12 protein-coding genes are annotated in these 18,521 nt (G+C 40.7%); 6 read left to right on the top strand and 6 right to left on the bottom strand.

Annotated features, from left to right (window positions below; genetic code table 11):
• Window positions 1–4 precede the first annotated feature (4 nt).
• Together V7O61_RS05665 and V7O61_RS05660 are read right to left on the bottom strand one after the other, a co-directional pair.
• Window positions 5–442, bottom strand: coding sequence for a hypothetical protein (locus V7O61_RS05665; RefSeq protein ID WP_023844027.1), 438 nt, complete (start codon window positions 440–442; stop codon window positions 5–7).
• A gap of 142 nt (window positions 443–584) precedes the next feature.
• Window positions 585–1,010, bottom strand: coding sequence for a peptidylprolyl isomerase (locus V7O61_RS05660; RefSeq protein WP_023844028.1), 426 nt, complete (start codon window positions 1,008–1,010; stop codon window positions 585–587).
• A gap of 188 nt (window positions 1,011–1,198) precedes the next feature.
• Here V7O61_RS05660 and V7O61_RS05655 point away from each other — a divergent pair, with 188 nt between their 5' ends.
• On the top strand, window positions 1,199–1,885 hold the full coding sequence (locus V7O61_RS05655; RefSeq protein ID WP_023844029.1) for a 4Fe-4S binding protein: 687 nt from the start codon (window positions 1,199–1,201) through the stop codon (window positions 1,883–1,885).
• Window positions 1,886–1,969: 84 nt separating this feature from the next.
• On the opposite strand, the gene V7O61_RS05650 is transcribed toward V7O61_RS05655, so the two are convergent.
• Window positions 1,970–4,510 (bottom strand): methyl-accepting chemotaxis protein, encoded by a 2,541-nt coding sequence (locus V7O61_RS05650; protein WP_407282462.1) that lies wholly within the window; start codon window positions 4,508–4,510, stop codon window positions 1,970–1,972.
• Between the two features lie 262 nt (window positions 4,511–4,772).
• Here V7O61_RS05650 and V7O61_RS05645 point away from each other — a divergent pair, with 262 nt between their 5' ends.
• Window positions 4,773–7,601, top strand: a complete 2,829-nt coding sequence (locus V7O61_RS05645; RefSeq protein WP_407282463.1) for a DUF3458 domain-containing protein — start codon at window positions 4,773–4,775, stop codon at window positions 7,599–7,601.
• Window positions 7,602–7,616: 15 nt separating this feature from the next.
• On the opposite strand, the gene V7O61_RS05640 is transcribed toward V7O61_RS05645, so the two are convergent.
• The 3 genes from V7O61_RS05640 to V7O61_RS05630 form a co-directional block, all read right to left on the bottom strand.
• The gene (locus tag V7O61_RS05640; protein ID WP_407282464.1) at window positions 7,617–8,450 is read right to left on the bottom strand and encodes a class I SAM-dependent methyltransferase; all 834 of its coding nucleotides are present in this window, start codon (window positions 8,448–8,450) and stop codon (window positions 7,617–7,619) included.
• 36 nt (window positions 8,451–8,486) lie between these two features.
• Window positions 8,487–9,197: a hypothetical protein gene (locus tag V7O61_RS05635; protein ID WP_407282465.1), complete on the bottom strand. Its 711-nt coding sequence runs from the start codon at window positions 9,195–9,197 to the stop codon at window positions 8,487–8,489.
• 96 nt (window positions 9,198–9,293) lie between these two features.
• Complete coding sequence (locus V7O61_RS05630; RefSeq protein WP_407282466.1) at window positions 9,294–11,186, bottom strand: sirohydrochlorin chelatase; 1,893 nt, start codon at window positions 11,184–11,186, stop codon at window positions 9,294–9,296.
• 700 nt (window positions 11,187–11,886) lie between these two features.
• Between V7O61_RS05630 and V7O61_RS05625 the strand changes: the two genes are divergently transcribed.
• The 4 genes from V7O61_RS05625 (at window position 11,887) to V7O61_RS05610 (ending at window position 18,521) form a co-directional block, all read left to right on the top strand.
• Entirely contained in the window at window positions 11,887–16,773 is a 4,887-nt protein-coding gene (locus tag V7O61_RS05625) for a cobaltochelatase subunit CobN (protein ID WP_407282467.1), read from the top strand.
• Window positions 16,774–16,861: 88 nt separating this feature from the next.
• Window positions 16,862–17,539 (top strand): DUF2162 domain-containing protein, encoded by a 678-nt coding sequence (locus V7O61_RS05620; RefSeq protein ID WP_407282468.1) that lies wholly within the window; start codon window positions 16,862–16,864, stop codon window positions 17,537–17,539.
• Entirely contained in the window at window positions 17,539–18,162 is a 624-nt protein-coding gene (locus V7O61_RS05615; protein WP_407282469.1) for a MotA/TolQ/ExbB proton channel family protein, read from the top strand. Before V7O61_RS05620 ends, V7O61_RS05615 begins: the two co-directional genes overlap by 1 nt.
• Window positions 18,159–18,521, top strand: coding sequence for a DUF2149 domain-containing protein (locus V7O61_RS05610; protein ID WP_407282470.1), 363 nt, complete (start codon window positions 18,159–18,161; stop codon window positions 18,519–18,521). The genes V7O61_RS05615 and V7O61_RS05610 overlap by 4 nt, the downstream gene beginning before the upstream one ends.

Here is an 18,521-nt window from a genome sequence, read left to right as displayed (position 1 = left end):
TTCATCAACCCTTTGCTTTTTCGATGTACTTTATCAGGTCATGTAAAGGTTTTGTGCCACCGGATATCAAAAAGCCTGTAACTGTGATGTCGATTATCGGAGAAACTGCCACACCCAGCATCAGTAGAAAGCGTATCTGCAAAATGAAGGCCAGAATAATTCCAAGAAAAGATGTCATAAGGAATATCTCAAGGACCATACGATTGTCCCTTTGATTGCGATATTTTAACTGGCTTTGAAGTTCATCATATAACCTGTCTTCTCTGTCCTTATCGCAGTCAACACCAAGCCTGGATTTTATTTTTTCTATCTTAAAAGAAGTTACCTCTATGTCAGCTTTAGTATCATCATACGACCGCATTAGTTTTATGATCGAATCTGTAATTCGTTCAATCACCTGAGCAGCCACATAAAATATTGCAAATACATTAATTACGGACATTGCCTCACCTGAGATATTCAAAATAACCGAATAAATATAATATATCTGATGAATGCAATGGTATATATCAATTCCTAATAATTTTCAAAGAAAAGAAACTGAACTCTTATAGAGTTCAATTTTTAAAAAGATTCAATTGATTTTATGCTTCAACAACAGTGATGCTGAAAGTAAGTGCTTTTCCAGCAAGAGGATGATTCATGTCAAGTGTAAGTGTTTCATCTGTCACTTCAGTTATCTTTGCAGGCATCTGCTGACCATCTGCAGTACCTACCACAATTGTCATACCTGCTGTTATCTCGGTGTCACACTGAAGCATGGATTTTGGAACTGTCTGTGTCATGGCTGGATTTGGTTCGCCGTATGCATCAGCAGCTTCAATTCTGAATGTCTTTTCTTCCCCAACTTCCATTCCCTTTACAGCCTCATCAAAACCTGAAATGACCTGACCTGCACCAACTGTAAATTCAAGAGGTGCATCGTGGTTTTCAGAACTATCAAAAACAGTACCGTCATCAAGTGTGCCGGTATATGAAATTTTTATTGTATCTCCGTCTTTTATTGCCAAAAATATCAACTCAGTTTATAAAAATAAGTTAGCACTCATTTAGCTCAAGGACGTGGGGACTTTACTTAGGTGTTTTGGTGAAAAATGCATGCAGTTGTCATTCCAAGTTTTAAAGTAGGATTGCTGACAATATGAATATTAGATTAGGACTTAGAAGTCCCACAAATCCCGAAAACTGGAGAAAAAACATGACTGATAAAGATCTGACAAAATCATTACAAGAAACTGCTTTTGAAATGAATGCTGACATTATTGGATTTGCAGATCCGGCATGTTTTCTGAACCCTGAATACACAGGAAATAAACCACAGGATGTAATGTCCGATGTCAAATCAGTTCTTGTCCTTGGAGTCAGTGTCCCACGAGGTGCATTTGAAACATTACCAGCAGGAAGAGCAGAATACACAAATACTCTTATGGCAGGTACTGCAACCCTAAGAGTAATAGCATTCCAGCTTGCAAAACTCATTGAGAAAAAAGGCTACAAAGCTACAATATTACCATCCGAGGGAAGTGAATTCGGCTACTGGTATGCCAATAAAGAGACACTGAAAGCCAATATGTCAATCAAATATGCTGCATACCATGCAGGTATCAGCAACTTCGGCATGAACCATTTACTTATAAGTAAGGAGTACGGTCCAAAGGTCCGCATGACTGCAATATTAACAGACGCTGAGCTTGATAATGAGACTGATATTACCTTGCCTTTTGTCCATGAGCATTGCAGCAGTTGCCTGAAATGCATTAAAATATGTCCTGTTGGAGCACTTTCAGAAGACGGAACAATTGACAGGCACAAATGTGCAGATTATATGTTCAACACTCTTGGAGGACTCAGGTGCGGAATGTGCATAAAGGTCTGTCCACTATAAAGACAGAACCAAAAAGAAAATTGGCATCAATGATGCCTTGTTGATTTAAAAGGAGTAAAAACATCTTTGATGTTTGAAGTAGACTCAGGCAAGAGTATATTCATTACTTATTTTATCGATGCTTGCTTCCGGCTGATAAGTCTGTCCACCTCTGGAACTACTGGAATCCAATATGAATTTATCAACTACAGACTTCATCTCTCTTGCAAGAGATGAGAGATCTTCTGCAGAATGTGAAAGATCCTGCATGGTGGCATTCTGTTCATGCACAGCAGCTGATGCTTCTTCAGTTCCATTAGCCGATTCCTCAGATATGGCACTTACTTCTTCAATCGATGACGTTACTTCCTCTATTGAAGCTGCCTGCTCCTCTGCGGCTGCAGCAATATCCTGAACCATATTAGCAATCATGTTTCCGGCTTCAACCACTTTTTCAACCACTTCAACTACTTCAGTCAGAGCGGCAGAACCGGTTTCTACCTCATTAACACCCTGGTTCATGGAAGTTACTGCATTGTGAGTGCCGGTCTGGATTTCGGAAATCAGTGATTCGATTTGTTTTGCAGCATTTCCTGAATCTTCTGCCAGCTTCCTTACCTCATCTGCAACAACCGCAAACCCACGGCCATGTTCACCTGCACGGGCTGCTTCAATAGCTGCATTGAGAGCCAGAAGATTGGTCTGGTCAGCAATATTGGTAATAAGACTGACTATCTCACCAATTTGCCTGGACTTGGAATCAAGTTCCATTATAACACTGGAAGAATCCCCTGTAGCACTTTTTATTGAGTTCATTTTTGCAAACAAATCTCTTGCTATAGCTCCTAAATTATTTATGAGATCATTGGAGTCCTTTGCACTATCAGCTGCCTTTTGGGAATTTTTGGCTACTTCCTGTACCGTCATTGTCATGTCAACCATTGCACGTGTAACCTCTTCAGTCTTAGAAGCCTGGTTCTGGGAACCCTGTGCAATATCAGAAACTGTTTCAGCTATCTGGTGTGATGAAGATGTCATTTCCTCAATTGATGCAGACATTTCCTCAGATGTTGCTGCAACATCCCTTGAGCTTTCATGGGCCAGCGAAACCACATCGTTCAATGAATTTCTTGTCTTTTCAATTCCATCAGTCAGAACTTTGAACTCGCCTATTCCATGGACTTTAACCGGTCTGCTCAGGTTATTATTGGAAATGGCTTCAAGCACTTCGGATGAATCTGCAATAATTGATTGCAACTCCTGCCCGAAACTGTCAAGTGTTGAAGAAAATTCATGGAAATCACCCTTTGTTTCAAAGCTGAACCTGGCATCAAGATGACCTTCCGAATAATTGTGAACAATATCCATTGATTCTTTCAGAGGAGTTACCAATGCATCTATTGCAAGATTTACCGTATCAATTGCCTCCTTGAACCCGCCTTCAAATTCAGAACTTGATGCACGATATTTGATATGACCGGCTTCCGCTGCATTTCCAAGTTTAATGAACTCGTCAACAATACCCTGAATATTACTTAGCATTGATATGTAACAGGGAACCAGTTCATCATTTTCCGAACGCTTCCCCATTTTCTGAAGGCCTTCAAGATCACTCATATCGCCAATAGCGATCTTCTTGTTCATGCTCATAATAGTCAGCAGCCTTTCATGAATACTATTGGTTGCAGATGCAACCTCCTCAAATATTCCCTGATACTGCCCTTCTACTTTTCTTGTATGATCATTATAGACCATTAACTGCAGGACTTCGTTGCTTTCAACAAGTCCTCCAAGGCCGTCAATACAACTATTAAGGTTGTTCTTGATTTCGTTGAAGTCACCATAATATTCATCTGTGATTTTTTCAGGAATGTCACCTTTTGAGATACGTTCTACATATTCTGCCGTCACATTCAGCGGGCTTATAACAGCATCAAAAGCACCATTTACAGTTGATACTGCTTCATTGAACATACCCTGGAATCTAGTATTATCTGCACGATAATCGAGTTTGCCATTTTCAGCTGACTGGCCAAGCAGTATGAACTCATCAGTCATTCCTTTTATTGTTTCCATCATACTAACCATGGAAGGAAGAAGTCTGTCATTTTCAGAGCGCTTTCCAATCTGCTTATACATTTCAAGGTCATTGAAATTTCCTTTTGACATATCTTCCAATGTATGCTGCACGTTCATTAATCTCGCACGAACTTCATTTACAGCCTGCATATTTTCTGCAAATATTCCCTGATACTCAGTTTCCACATTGTCCTGAAAATCATTAACCCCATATTTTTTCAGAATGGAAATGCTTTCATTCAGAGGTTTAACAATATTGTCAAGCATGCTATTGATTATTCCTGCAAGTTCAGCCGAATTGGAATTAAAATCATCTGTTTCCAGACGGAAGTTTAAATTTCCTATCGCAGTTGCATTCAGAGCAGCCTTCATTTCTTGTGATAGTTTTGTTTGCTCATCAGCTTCAGTTTTCCATTCCAAAGCCCTGTCCAGAAAACTGTTAAAAGCCTCAGCAAAGTCTCTGTCTTTACCATTCCGATGTAAGCTTAACCTTGCATCTTCTTTACCGGACTCAATAGAATCCAGAACGTTGATGATTTCTCTTTTTTGTTTATCATTCCCTAACATATTTTCACCACATAAAACAGGTATTGAACCTGTTTCAGATCTGCACATACCAACCACAACATATCAAACATTATAGATTAGTACCTGCAAACAGTATTAATATATTAATAATATAAAAGTGTATCATTAAACATAAAAGTGTGATACACTGTGACATCCTTAACTGATTATTCATATTTGGCTAATACAAATGTATGTATAACAGCATAAACCAATAGATAGCAATTAATCTACAGAATTGATCATAAAAAGAGGGAATTTGATGAACAGAATATACAAATATTATCCTGAAGATTTTGGCGAACTGAGTGTAAAAGTCATTCATATGAACCTTATATTCGATGTTTTTGATGATCATACAAAAGTGACATCCGACCTGAAATTGCAAACCCTCGACAAACCCATTGATAAACTTGAGCTTAACTGCAAGAAACTGGAAATACTGTCAGTAAGCTGCAGTGAATATGAAATTGACCACGAATACAAAATTAAAGACGATATCCTGCTAATCAAATTCAAGCAAAATGTACCCGAAAACACTGAAATTGTAATTCATACAGAAACTATCTGCAGGCCAACAGATAATATTCTGGAAGGGCTCTATTATGATGAAACACCTGCAGGTGCTCCGCCACAACAGATTACCCAGTGCCAGCAGTGGGGATTCCAGCGCATTGTTCCATGCATTGACGACATGACCGCAAAGTGCACCTATACTACAACCATCATTGCCGATGGGAGATACACAAATCTCATCACCAACGGAGATATCATAGAGGAAAGACACTCTGTGGGAAATGGCAGGGATATGATAGTCTACGATAACTCTGTAACTCCAATGGCGACCTATCTTTTCTTCCTGGGTGTTGGCACATATGATACATTCAAAAAGGAATTTGAATACCCTGAAGGCGATACCTTTGATCTGGAATTACTTGTACCTCCTGGCTCTGACCCTGTGATTGCCGGAAGGTCACTTGATGTCCTTTACGACTCAATTATGTGGATGTATCTCTTTACAGGCCCTGAACAATATAAACAGCCTGAAAAGCGCAAAGCTATCATGGATATGATCAAGGAGAGAGATCTTCTTAAAAATGAAGGTGAAACTGCAAGTGAAAAACTGGAAAAAATAAGGAAAGAACTGAAAAAAGCTGTTTCATTAATTAAACCGGGATACAAGTACACAGGAACTGTTTACAGGGAAATCGGAATGCAGAACTCCAATTTCGGCGGAATGGAAAACGTAGGAAACACCACTATCAGTACCAATCGTATAATGCCATTCCCTCAAATGACAGATACTGCTTTTGAATATCTCATGAGGGTTAAGGTGCATGAATTTTACCATAACCTGAACGGGTCTGAGGTCACAGGCCGGAGTCCTTTTGAAATATGGCTTAACGAAGCTGTTACTGTTCACATTGAAAGGATGTACCATGCTTATCACTTTGGTGAGGAATACAGCCGTCTTGGTGAAGTGCTTACTCTACTGGCACCGGGTTCCGGAACTTTTGCACTTGACAGGGGAGCAGCTTCAATGCCAATAATCCCTGAAGGGTTCAATGACCCGGACGACCTCATCAGTTCAGTTACATACGTTAAAGCTCCTGAATTTGTGAATATGATCGAGACCATGATGGGAAAGGAGACTTTTGTAAAAGCTCTGGATTCTTACCACTGCAAATTCAAACACTCAAATGCCTCAAGCTGGCAGTGGCTTGATGAGATGGAAAAAGCTTCCGGCATGGATATCAAGGACATGGCAAATATATGGCTTAAACAAACACAGTTCCCGGTGCTTCATGTTGATTCTTCATACAGTGAAGATGAAAGAAAATGTACTTTATCCTTTAAACAGGAAGTTCCTGAAGGAAAATCCTTCTGGGAATTGCCAATATGTGCAGCCCTTGTTGATGAAAATGGAAACGACCTTGCGCAAGTCATGGAGCGCATGACAGCCGGGGAACAGGAAATTGTGATTGAAAATGTTGACAGGCCCGCATTCCTTTCCCTTAACCGCAACTATTCATTCTTTGGAAAGGTCGTTCATGATGCAAGTATTGATGAGTTGATTCTGCAGGCTAAAACGGACTCTGACCTGATAAACCGGTTCCTTGCATTCTACAGGATAGTGGATTCTGAAAAGATGAAACTTATAAGAGATAGTGATGCTCTGCCATCTGAAGAATTCATAGATCTTTTCCATGAACTTATAATGGATCTCGACCTGATGGAAAGAGCAGGTTCACAATTCCTGGCCATCTTTGAATCTGTGGAAGATGATAAGTTTTCACACAGCTACCAGTTGTTGTACGAAGTTAAACAAAGAATTTTAAAAGCCATCGCGAGCAGACATGAAGAAAGTCTCATGTCACTGTATGAAGCTTGCAATGCAAAAATCAGTGATAGTTTAGATTACCTTGAAGGGCAGGTTCATGCTATCAAGTGCAGACAGGTTAAGAATAAATGTCTGTCTATTCTTTCAACTCTTGATACTCCGGCTATTCATGACATTATCAGGAAGCAGTTTGAAACTGCACAAAATGCCACAGATAAACTAACTGCTTTTGGACTTTATCTTGACAGTTCTGCATCTGACAAAATAGAGCTTATGCAGAATTACCAGAAGGAAGCTGAAAAGAACCCGGTCAGCTGGGAAGCTTACCTGAGAGTTATCGGGGGAAGCAGCGGGGATGATGTAACTGACCTGGTAAAACAGGTTGAAAAATCCAAAACTTTCAGGATAGAGCAGGCAAATGACCAGAGAGCACTCTTTGCAAGTTTTGCTTTCAACAGGAAAAAATCCCTGCAAACTGAAAAGGGAAGAGAGCTTCTAAGTGAAATCGTTCCAAAACTGGCGACGGTGAATGAATATAATACTGTGGCAATTCTCAATGTGCTGGCCAACATTGACAGGATGGAAGATGAATATCATATACCCCTTGTGGAAATGATGTTCGGTTTCCTGAACAAGCTTGACCCTGAAAACAACCCGAGTGTATATAACAGGATAAGAAAGATATTGCTCAATACTCCAAGTGCTGTGGCAAAGTATGAGGAGATCAACGGGAAGGTTGACCTGAGTTGAAACCTGATTTCTTCATTATGAAACAACATCATAATGAAGAATACAGGACGATTTCCTGAATGTGGGTATAAGGCTCATAAAATGACCTTTCATGCCCCATCTTTTTTTCTCCACATCCATGTAGTAAAGAGTATCACGATGTTTAATATTTGAATTCCAGCATTCGATTTCAGAAACATCGTTCAGACCCCAGACAAAATCTGCTTTTACATGCTTTATAGTATCATGCCATTTTGAATGCTTACAAGCCCACTGGCTTACTGCATCAAAATGGATTTCAGAACCCGGAAAATGACTGGCAAGATTACAGATCACAGATTTTACCTGAGACTTTGAGAAATACATCAACACTCCTTCAATTACAAAAATAAAATTACCCTGAGGATGATTGTCTGCCAGTATCGCCATCCATTCGCTTTCAAGCATTGAAGCACTTATGTACTTCTGATTTGACTTTGCCGGCAAAAGGATCTGTCTTAATTTTATGACCTCAGGAAGATCAAGCTCATAGAAAACAGCCTTTTTGCTGTTAGAAAGTCTCTGGTAACGTGTATCAAGCCCGCAGCCTATCAGGACAACCACAGGATGCTGGTGTTTTTCAATAAAGCCAGACACTTTCGTATCAAAGTGACGAACTCTTATTGAAGTCCCGATACCACTCATTTTTCCTTTGCTGAATTTTGAAAAGTCATAATCGATTTTGCTGACAAGATCTTCAGCTGTCGGGTCACTGATAATTCCACCCGGATTTTTAGTCTCTTCGCTTCGCATGTATAAAGTGATAAATAAAGTCTCAGCTATTTCATTTGAAATCTGAGGCCTTATTTTAGGAATTAAAGATTCTTTCATTATTTCACTCCCTGAAAATGATTTTACTGAATTACATTATTTACGACCTTTTATTTTCATAACCCCTAACAAGACCACAAGAGTTACCATAAATGCAACTGCAATTCCTGAAACCGAAGATATTGCAGAGGTCTCTTTTGGAGTAGCAGGTATGGATTCTCCGGAGGAAACAGGTACATTATCTGCAGTACTTTCAAGTATTCCATTGTCGTTTTCATCAACAACATTGACATCTGCATCTTCAGCTTCTCCTGATTCAACTGATGAAGCAGAGGTTCCCATGTTACCTGAAGTACCGGAAGATGAACTGCTCTTACTGCTACCAGTTTCTGAATCTGATGAAGCAGAGACTGAAAGATCAAGACTTACAGTGTCACCGGGGTTTGAGTTACTAAAATCCGCACCCGAAATCCCGGATTCAACTCCATCCACATAAAACTTTATATTTTCATAATCCGCAGGCTCACATGTTACAACAAGCTTTGTACCTGGCTGATCCCCATAAACCCCATCCGAAACTACCGTGGCACTTCCGATAACCTGTCCGTCAAGTTCTGCTGTTATTTCAGTTCCTGCTGCTGCCGCCTCATCTCCCGTGCTGACACTGCCTTCAATTATCAAGGGAAGGGAAGGAACAGTACTTGAATCTGCAGATGCAGGAATGGCAGACATTCCCACAACTACCATCATAAGTATAACCAGACATCTCGTATTGTAAAAACTGTGAATTCCAAATTTTAAAAACATTTTTTCACCTTAAACCCTAATAGGAAAAAGAGGAAGAAGAAGATGGGAAAATACCCATCTTCAACTCATTCCAATCCATTCTCCGTCATCCATTCATCAGAAACCGTACAATATTGTCTCCTGTGTTACCAGAATCCAGTATCCATTATAGGGGGCCATCTCAAAAGAGTCAGTGCCTACATGACTGCCGGAAATTACTCCTGTTTCACCATTATGTCCCACATAACCGTAAGACATGGTTTCGGAATAATAAGGACCTTTGATCAATGAATATGAATCATCCATTGACTGAAGTGTCATTTCCGCAGACAGGGAATCTGCAGCATCACTATATCCTATGGCATTCCAGCCTTTGTGCAGGCTTATTGTTGCAGGAACTGCTGGTACTGCGGGCTTGAGTTTGTCACTTGAAACAAACTGTGAATATCCAAGAGAATTCTTGATCCAGTAAGCCTTAAGGGGCTCCAGTTCTGTGAAATCAACTCCACCCTGTTCCCACATTCCTGATGATGTGTTATAGTATAATACCACATCATATTCAATATCCTCAAATACAGAATCAACTGATGCATCATTTAGTTCAGAAGGAACTGAGATGAAATTCCAGCCTGAGGATATTGGAAGCCCATCGGAAAGAGATGTTGAAACATCAAATAATTCCTCAGAAGGACCATAGGTCATCTTTTCCTGCATCATAGATTTCAGCAGTTTAAAAGCACTTTTTTCTTCTGCGGTTGCCGTTCCAAGTTTTGCCTTCGTTCTCAGTTCATACATATTGTCATAAAAGACATCATCACTGATGGAAACCTCTATGGAGTCCCCGCTTGATTTCTGAATGAAAGTGTAATCATAGTTTTCAGGTATGATATACGTTTCATCCGTACCTTCAGGAGCATCAATTGTGTAATCTTCTGTCAGGTTACCAAGAATGTACAGGAATACTTCCTCATGCCCGTCAGAAGGATGTGCACTGATTATGCTCACGTCGCCTCTATGTGGTATACCTTCCCATACATCCTCAAATGAGAATGCTTCAAGGGAAGAACGATATGCACATACTCCACAAAGACATGCTTCAAGGTCATCAAAGGATATTGTTACAAGCTCTTCATCATCATATATTGAAATTTCAGGATATGAAAGCTCTTTTGCAACCATGACTTCTATCCAGTCACCAACATTGCTGTGAGGAATAAGAGCCCTGCTGCCTTCTTCCGGATAGCTGTAATCCATGTCTTCCAGAAGACGTGGGATTTTTGTGTTTGTGTAATACCCTTCACATGCAAATACCGGAATAATAATAGCATGGGATGACTCGGAAACGTTACTGACAACATTACTTATTTCAAATGATGTAAGTTCCTCATTTGACTCGTCTACATTGATAAATCCATATCTTACATCTTCGATATTGATGCCCATACTATGCCTTAAAATGAGTTTTGCTTTTTCTGAAAGGGATGCTGAGCTTTCATTCCAGCCTTCAAGATCTTCACCTGTGGTACCGTGCAAAGCAAGTATAACAGTTTCGTTCTCTGCATCCTGCACCAGTTCAGCGGCACGGTCTGCGATTATTTTTGCAATGAATGAGTGATCGTCCATTGCACCTGTCATGATAATCTCAGACTCTGTATCCACCTGAACCAGTCCTTCCTCAGGTGCTTCACTTGTAAGACCAAGAATGTACTGAATCTCACCGATGTGGCCGCTGTTTGATGAAATAAACAGTGGAACTGCGACTATCTTTGTTACACCCTGTTCTTCCAGTTTATCCACTGCATCTGGAAGAGTTTCATTTTCCACCATTTCAAGGAACCCGATCTCTATTGGATAAGCAAGGTTCGTATCTTCAACTGCGGTTCTGACTGCATTGCACCAGGTCTCGCTTGTACTTCCATGAGCCACCACAAGAACTCCAATGGTTTCACTGCCTGACTCTTCTGAAGAATCACTGGCACCAGCGGGCAAACTAATTGTCAATACCACCATAAAGACCACCAGAACAGTTGTAATACTCTTTGAAATTATTTTTTGCCTATTTTTCATATATCGTCACATCCTATTGGATGCTATTCAATAATGGCATTAGGAATATAGATAGGAATTCCTAATAATATTTGTTTTTGGTTTGAAACCTAACTTTTGGGGAAAACAAAAGCTAGCTATAAACCGAGTATTCATGGAGTAATTATTGGATCCTGATTTTTAATCTAAAAAATGTAGTCACTGCGAAAAAGGTAAATAGAATAAAAATATAGTAGGTTTTGCTACCATGCAGCAACTATATTCAAAAGCACATTCGGCTTCCTGATAGAGCTACATAGGTCACTTTCTACAGCAGTGCAACATTATTTTTCAAACTGCTGCATGGTAGCTTCCGCACACTACTATTTTTTCAAATATGTAAACAACTTGATTGTTCAGAAGATCTTTTGTAATTGTGATTTTTTTTGAATACTATCCACTTTTGTTTAAATTCAACTGATCAAAAAATAGGGATTCCTGTAAATACTAACATTGTTAGACCACTTGTTATCTATACCTAATAATTATTAGAGTACCTATTGAATATCAGGTGTATTACATAATTATGCATCTGTTTTTGAAGTATTTTAAAAAAAAACATTCAGACAAAGTACAGTAAGTGGTGGATATGAAAAATAAACGGAAGTTAATAATATTTCTTTTTATGGCATTGACCGTGCTTGCAGGCTCACTGTGTGCAAGCGCAGGCAGTGAAGAACTAAATGAGTCTCAGGAAGAGGATCCTACAACAAATCTTGACATAACAGGGAATCCGAAGATAGCATTCATTGTAGTAGGTGACGAATTCGTATACATGTTCAAAAATGCTTCTGAACAACTGGAGCTAAGTGAAAATGGAGTAAACGTTTCAGTCTATGGATACTCAAGAGAATCTAGTATAAATGTATCATACAGTACTTTGCCGGATGAACTTGACCTTGGGGATTTTGATGTAATTGTCCTCGGTTCAATGACAGCTATGTCATTTATGGCTGAAAGTGTCCAGCCTCAGGTAGAAAAGATAGTAAACGAAACAAAAAGAGAAGATGCCATCGTCATAGACATGGGAGGCTTCGGGCTTGGAACCGTGGATCTAGAAGAGCACCCTTATCTTGTGGGATACTGGGACAATTGGATATCTATCAATTCCCAGCGAATGCTTACGTATATACTCATAGCATTCTGTGATGCAGAAGGGACTATAGAAGCTCCTGCAGGAATCCCATCGAACGGAATATATCATCCGGATGCAGACCTACCTTTTGAAAATATAACACAGTACATAGAGTGGTACACCAGTGATGATGGAAACCATCATGTTTACAACCCTGAAAATATCACCATCGGTATTCCTTTTGTAGTAAACACTAATGGAATGATCGGTAACAATGTTGTAAATGATGCGGTAAGGAGACTTGAATCAAGAGGAGTTAATGTGATACCTGCATACATGCACTGGGTACTATACAGTAACACCTCTGATTATTTTGAGTATGAAGGAGAATGGATAGTTGATGCTTTTATTGACATGGGTTCAGGTATTATGATATCCAGCGGCATGATACAGAACACAGAGTACCTCCAGGACATCAATGTCCCGGTAATAAATGCGATACTTTTTCAGGGAACCCTTGAAGAATGGGAGAATAGTAACACCGGCACTGATTATAGATTCCATTACCAGATACCTATTATGGAAATGGGTGGGCATATCGAATCCATTGTTGTGAGTGGCCAGAGATACAATGAACGATATGGCGTCATGATGGACGAACCTATTCCATCTCAGATGGAATGGCTGATAGACCGAACCCTCAACTGGGTAAATCTAAAACATATAGATAATAGTAATCGCAAGGTTGCACTTATCTACTATCATAATTCTCCGGGAAGGGATGGTGCTATGGTTGCAAATAATCTTGATGTTGCTCCAAGCATATCTATCCTGCTGGAAGAGATGGAAGAACGGGACTATAACCTTGATAACAGTACACCGGATCAGGATGAGCTTCTTGAACTGGTGCTTAAGCAGGGAAGGAATATCGGTGTATGGGCACCTGATGAGCTCGAAAAAATAGTAAGTACCAATGAAACCGAGCTCTTACCTGTTGAAGAGTATATGGAAATGTTCAACCAGCTACCCGAAAATGCAAGAAATGATGTTATAGACACCTGGGGCGAAGCTCCGGGGAATGTAATGGTCTACGAGAATGAGAGTGGGAAGTATTTCTTATTCCCGAAGATTTCCATGGGTAATATCCTGCTTGCACCCCAACCTACTCGTGGTGCATCCAACAATACAGACATACTTTACCATGATCAGACAATGCCTCCAAACCACCAGTACATAGCATTTTACCTCTGGCTTCAACATAAATATAATGCAGATGTAGTAATTCATTTCGGACAGCATGGCACACAGGAATGGCTCAAGGGCAAAGGTGTAGGACTTTCAGCAACCGAGGACTGGCCGGCTCTTACAATCGGTGACATGCCTGTGGTTTATATCTATAATGTTGGGGGTATAGCCGAAGGGGTTGTTGCAAAAAGGAGAGGTAATGCCGTTATTGTCGATCATGCAACCCCTGCCATTGTTGAATCAGGACTATACGGTAATCTTTCGAATTTGCATCAGAAGATACACCTGTACACAGAAGCCGATCAACTCGATGACTCTATGAAAGATGAATACAGAGCGGGAATTATCGAAATTTACAATAGTCTGGGACTGGAAAGCGATTTGGGTACGAGTTCATCAGATCTTGCAGAGATGACAGAAGAAGAATTTGAGTCTTTTGTGATTACAGGAGAAGTTCATGAATACCTGCATGAGATATCTTCTGAGTACATGCCATACGGATTACACATCCTTGGACAGGTGCTTGAAGGAGATGAACTGGTCTCTATGGTCAAATCGTTACTTGGAAGTGGTTTTGTAAATGATGTGGCAAAAGTATACGAAAATGATGCTGCACTTGATGCTGCACATTCACCAAATGTACTTGACATGATGCTTGCAGACATGCTGCTGAACAACACTGATCCTGACACTGTAATGCAGACGTACCTGAACATAACTGAATATGTCTCATCAACAGAGATCATTGGAACAACTATCACTGATGAACAGGGATACTATAGTTTCGACAATCTTTCAGATGGCAGTTATTCTGCAGTCTCAGTAACAGAACTTTCGGGCATGGGTAGTGTGTTCTACAAAAAAGGGTCACATGAACTTACTATAAGCAGTAATGGAACCGTAGATTGCGATATAAAACTGGAAATTTCTGATGAGGACAGTGTTTCAGAAGTAAGGGAGCTTGCCGGAAATTCTTCTGTTTCAGGTCAGGCCTATTACATATCAGGAATGAACGGAAACAGAGTGAACACATCAAACGCAAGTGTGCTACTCATACAGCAGTCTGTGATATCTGAAACCACTACAGATGACGATGGCTACTTCATATTTACAGATGTTTCGGAAGGAGAGTACACTGTTGTTGCATATACCACTCTTTCAGGGATGGGGGCGTATTTCTACAAAGCAGGAGAAAACGAACTAACTATCAAGAAAGAAAATGCGAGCTGTGAGATCAAACTGGGAAGCTCAGATGAGGAAACTGTAAACTCACTGGAAAGCCAAAGGGGAAACAAAACATTAACAGGCCAGGCCTATTACATTTCAGGAATGAGCGGAAACAGGGTCAACTCTTCTGATGCACTTGTTGTACTTATAAAAGAGCACAAAGAAGACGCACCAGATACATTGACCATCAGAGATGATCTTGAAAAAGCCCTCCTCTATGCAGAGAATCTTAGAGAATGCAGTGTTGAGACTTCCAGAGTACTGGATGCACTGGAGGGACAATACATACCACCGGGTCTTGGTGACGATCCTGTGAGAAGTCCCAGTGTATTGCCATCAGGTCGTAATTTCTATTCATTCAACCCGTACATTGTGCCTACAGAAGAGGCATGGAGTGCAGGAGTAAAACTTGCAGATGCATTTCTGGAGGAATGGAAGACCAACCACGGTGGAGAGTATCCTAAAAAGGTAGGTTTTGTCATGTGGTCAGCAGAGACCATGAGACATAAAGGAATTATGGAATCCGAGATACTTTATCTGATGGGTATGAAACCGGTCTGGGATGATTACGGGAATTTTGTAGATGTGGAGGCTATTACCTGTGAAGAGCTGACGCATCCCCGTATAGATGTAGTAGTTACTATGACAGGAGTGTACAGGGAAACCTGGGAACTTCAGGTTGAACTGATGGACAGGGCAGTGAGAAAAACCGTAGCTTTGAATGAAACTGATTGCACATGGCCAAATTATATAAAAGAGGATTCTGAGGTTCTGTATGAATATCTCATGGAAACCGGGAACTATACTGAGGAACAGGCAAAAATTCTGTCAGAATCCCGTATCTTTGGTCCTCCTTCCGGTTCATGGGGTGTCGGCGGACTGACAACTGCCACTGGTAGAAGTGATACATGGGATAGCGAAAGTGATCTTGCAGACCTTTACCTTCGTTCAATGTCCAATGTTTATGGAGAAGCAGTATGGGGTGAACAGCATACAGACCTTTTCACACAGGTACTCAGCGGCACAGAAGCTCTCCTATTTAGCAGAAGTGGTAACGATGGGCGTGGAAGCAGTGGAGTTGTCTTTGATCATGTCTACGAGTTTTTTGGCGGGATGGGAATGGCAATACGTACTATTGACGGACAGACACCAGAAATGTATATTGTTAACCTGAAGGATTCCGCAGATATGAAAACTGAGACCATGGCAGCATACCTTTCCCGTGAAATGCGTTCCACGTACTACAATTCGAAGTGGATAGAAGGTATGATGAATCATGGATACGCCGGAGCACAGGAATTTGAAAGTGTGCTGAGCGACTTATGGGGACTTGAGGTTACCACAGGAGCCGTTACCGATGAAATGTGGCAACAGCTGTATGATATCTATGTCACGGATTCGTATGACCTTGGTATGGAGGAATGGTTCAATTCTGAGAATCCATGGGCTCGCCAGACAATGCTTGCTCAAATGCTGGATGCTACAAGGACCGAGTACTGGGATGCTTCTAACGAAGTAATACAAAACCTGGCCAATGAATATCAGCAATCTATGGAGGAATATGGACCATGCTGCTGTGCACTTTGCTGTGGAAATGCATTGCTGGATGATTATGTACAGGGAATGGTTACCGTCCCGGGAATGATCTCCGAAACAAGTCAGCAGAGCTCATCTGGTGGAAGTGGAACAGGCAGTGCCAGAGTAATTGAAGCAAGCAGCAAAGCCGGAGAAAATTCAGGCAACCAGACTGCAACATCAGATGGAGGCTATGGACTTGATTCATCACAGCCGGATACACTTCATTCAACTGACAACTATGTTGAAGGGAAAGTCATGCAGCATGAATCCACATCCAGTGATGCAAGCTCCTCTGGCATGTCTTTCTCAGGAGCTTCCTTGATAGGAACCTTGATTGTTGTTCTGACTTTTGGAGTGATATATACAGGTTTCAGGAGAAACAAATGAAGAATTATAAAGGCATCCGCTTACACGGGTGCTTTTTAATTTTTTGATTTGAGATTATAGATTTTTGAAATAAAAATGAGGAAATAAAATGGAAATAGCTTATGCTATGGTTATAGGTGTACTGATATCCATCCTTATCTTCGGATTGAAAACAGGGGCAGGATGTGGATTTTCCAGTATTGGAAAGAAAAACGTACTAATTATAAGTGGCTCATACTTTGTCTTGTCCCTGATACTAGGGGCTTTTGCAGGACACCTTGAAACAGAAGGTTTTGAAGACCTGTCCCGTATGGGAATGGCAGTACATTCGATACTGGCAATTTTACTGATAGTGACCGGAATATACACGAACAAAAAATGGAATTGTGGCTGCGATGTATCAAAGCATACATTCGTACTTCTTTCTCTCCCATGTCCTGTTTGTCTTTCAGCCCTTTTACTTTCATGCATGCTTCTTGTCACTACCCTTGAAGTCAGCGGATTGTGGGTAGGACTGCTTGTAGGAACGGTGTTCTTCATTTCAGTAATCAGTTCTGCATCCATATTCAGGAAAATGGGAAAAGGACCGGATACACTTGGAAATATCATGCTATTCCTAGGTATTTTTTACCTTTTAGGTGTACTGCTGATTCCTGCATTTATCAAAATGCAATCTATGAACATAACACCGGTCTCAGGTGAAAGTGTGGGAATAACACCTTTCCTTGTATTCGGGATACTCATCCTTGGTGGATATCTGAAAGAGAAGATAAGGAGGCATTCATAATGGCATTTGAGTCTTATGTATTCCAGACGCTGTATATATTTTCAGCTTCGTTATTATATCCGGTGATTATCACATTGATCCTGCTGGTAGTTTTCTCCCTGTCTTTGATAGGAGAATTCCTCTCCGAATACTCAAAAAGGAATCGTGACCCTGCCAATCTGGAACAATGTTGTACTGTTGTAAGAAAGAATGTTGGCTCACAGGATTTCAAAAAGGCTGCAGTATCCCTGCAAAAAATCAAACAGAATCAGATGGTAATAGATTTTGCAAACGCGGCCTCAAAACATCTTGAAAATAACATGCTACCTTCCATCGAATGGCTGGCACAGGAATTTGAGATCAAAATGTCAAAGAGACTGGAACAGACAAGAATAGTTGCTACTATTTCACCGATGCTTGGACTTATGGGTACCCTTATACCACTTGGACCTGCACTCATCGGACTATCTAACGGCGACATAGAACAGCTTGCAAACAATCTCATGATAGCCTTTGCTACAACGGTTGTAGGCCTTTTCGCAGGAAGCATTGGATATGTTCTCACCCAGATCAGAAAAAGATGGTACTGGCAGGACATGGCAGACATAGATTACATTTTAGAGACTCTGGAGGTTAAAGCTTGAAGAGAAAAAGCCGAAGAAGACTCATAGATAACGAAGATGAGCAAAATCCCCTTACAGGGGTTGCTAATCTTTTTGACATAGCCATGGTGTTTTCCGTAGCTCTTCTTGTGGCACTTGTTATGTCCTACCAGATGCCTGAATTGCTAAACCCTAATGAGGACATAACCATTGTCAAGAATCCGGGACAACAGGACATGAAAATCATAATCAAGGATGAAGGGAAACCCATTGAGGTCTTGAACATGACAGATCAGGTGGGTGGTGGAACAGGAGAATCTCTTGGGACAGCATACAAACTAGCCGACGGCAGAGTTATCTATGTGCCTGAAGACAGCGAAGAATCAGCGGAAAACAAGTAG

This window comes from Methanolobus sp. WCC1 (assembly GCF_045690315.1).
Taxonomy (GTDB): Archaea; Halobacteriota; Methanosarcinia; order Methanosarcinales; family Methanosarcinaceae; genus Methanolobus; species Methanolobus tindarius.
Note: the sequence above shows the minus strand (reverse complement) of the source record. Positions and strands in the feature narration are given on the sequence as shown.

Excerpts from the sequence above, each read along its gene's own strand:
- V7O61_RS05620 (WP_407282468.1), top strand. The coding sequence starts at position 16,862 with ATGGAAATAGCTTATGCTATGGTTATAGGTGTACTGATATCCATCCTT.
- V7O61_RS05640 (WP_407282464.1), bottom strand. The coding sequence starts at position 8,450 with ATGAAAGAATCTTTAATTCCTAAAATAAGGCCTCAGATTTCAAATGAA.
- V7O61_RS05655 (WP_023844029.1), top strand. The coding sequence starts at position 1,199 with ATGACTGATAAAGATCTGACAAAATCATTACAAGAAACTGCTTTTGAA.
- V7O61_RS05635 (WP_407282465.1), bottom strand. The coding sequence starts at position 9,197 with ATGTTTTTAAAATTTGGAATTCACAGTTTTTACAATACGAGATGTCTG.
- V7O61_RS05630 (WP_407282466.1), bottom strand. The coding sequence starts at position 11,186 with ATGGTGGTATTGACAATTAGTTTGCCCGCTGGTGCCAGTGATTCTTCA.
- V7O61_RS05615 (WP_407282469.1), top strand. The coding sequence starts at position 17,539 with ATGGCATTTGAGTCTTATGTATTCCAGACGCTGTATATATTTTCAGCT.
- V7O61_RS05645 (WP_407282463.1), top strand. The coding sequence starts at position 4,773 with ATGAACAGAATATACAAATATTATCCTGAAGATTTTGGCGAACTGAGT.
- V7O61_RS05625 (WP_407282467.1), top strand. The coding sequence starts at position 11,887 with ATGGCATTGACCGTGCTTGCAGGCTCACTGTGTGCAAGCGCAGGCAGT.
- V7O61_RS05650 (WP_407282462.1), bottom strand. The coding sequence starts at position 4,510 with ATGTTAGGGAATGATAAACAAAAAAGAGAAATCATCAACGTTCTGGAT.
- V7O61_RS05665 (WP_023844027.1), bottom strand. The coding sequence starts at position 442 with ATGTCCGTAATTAATGTATTTGCAATATTTTATGTGGCTGCTCAGGTG.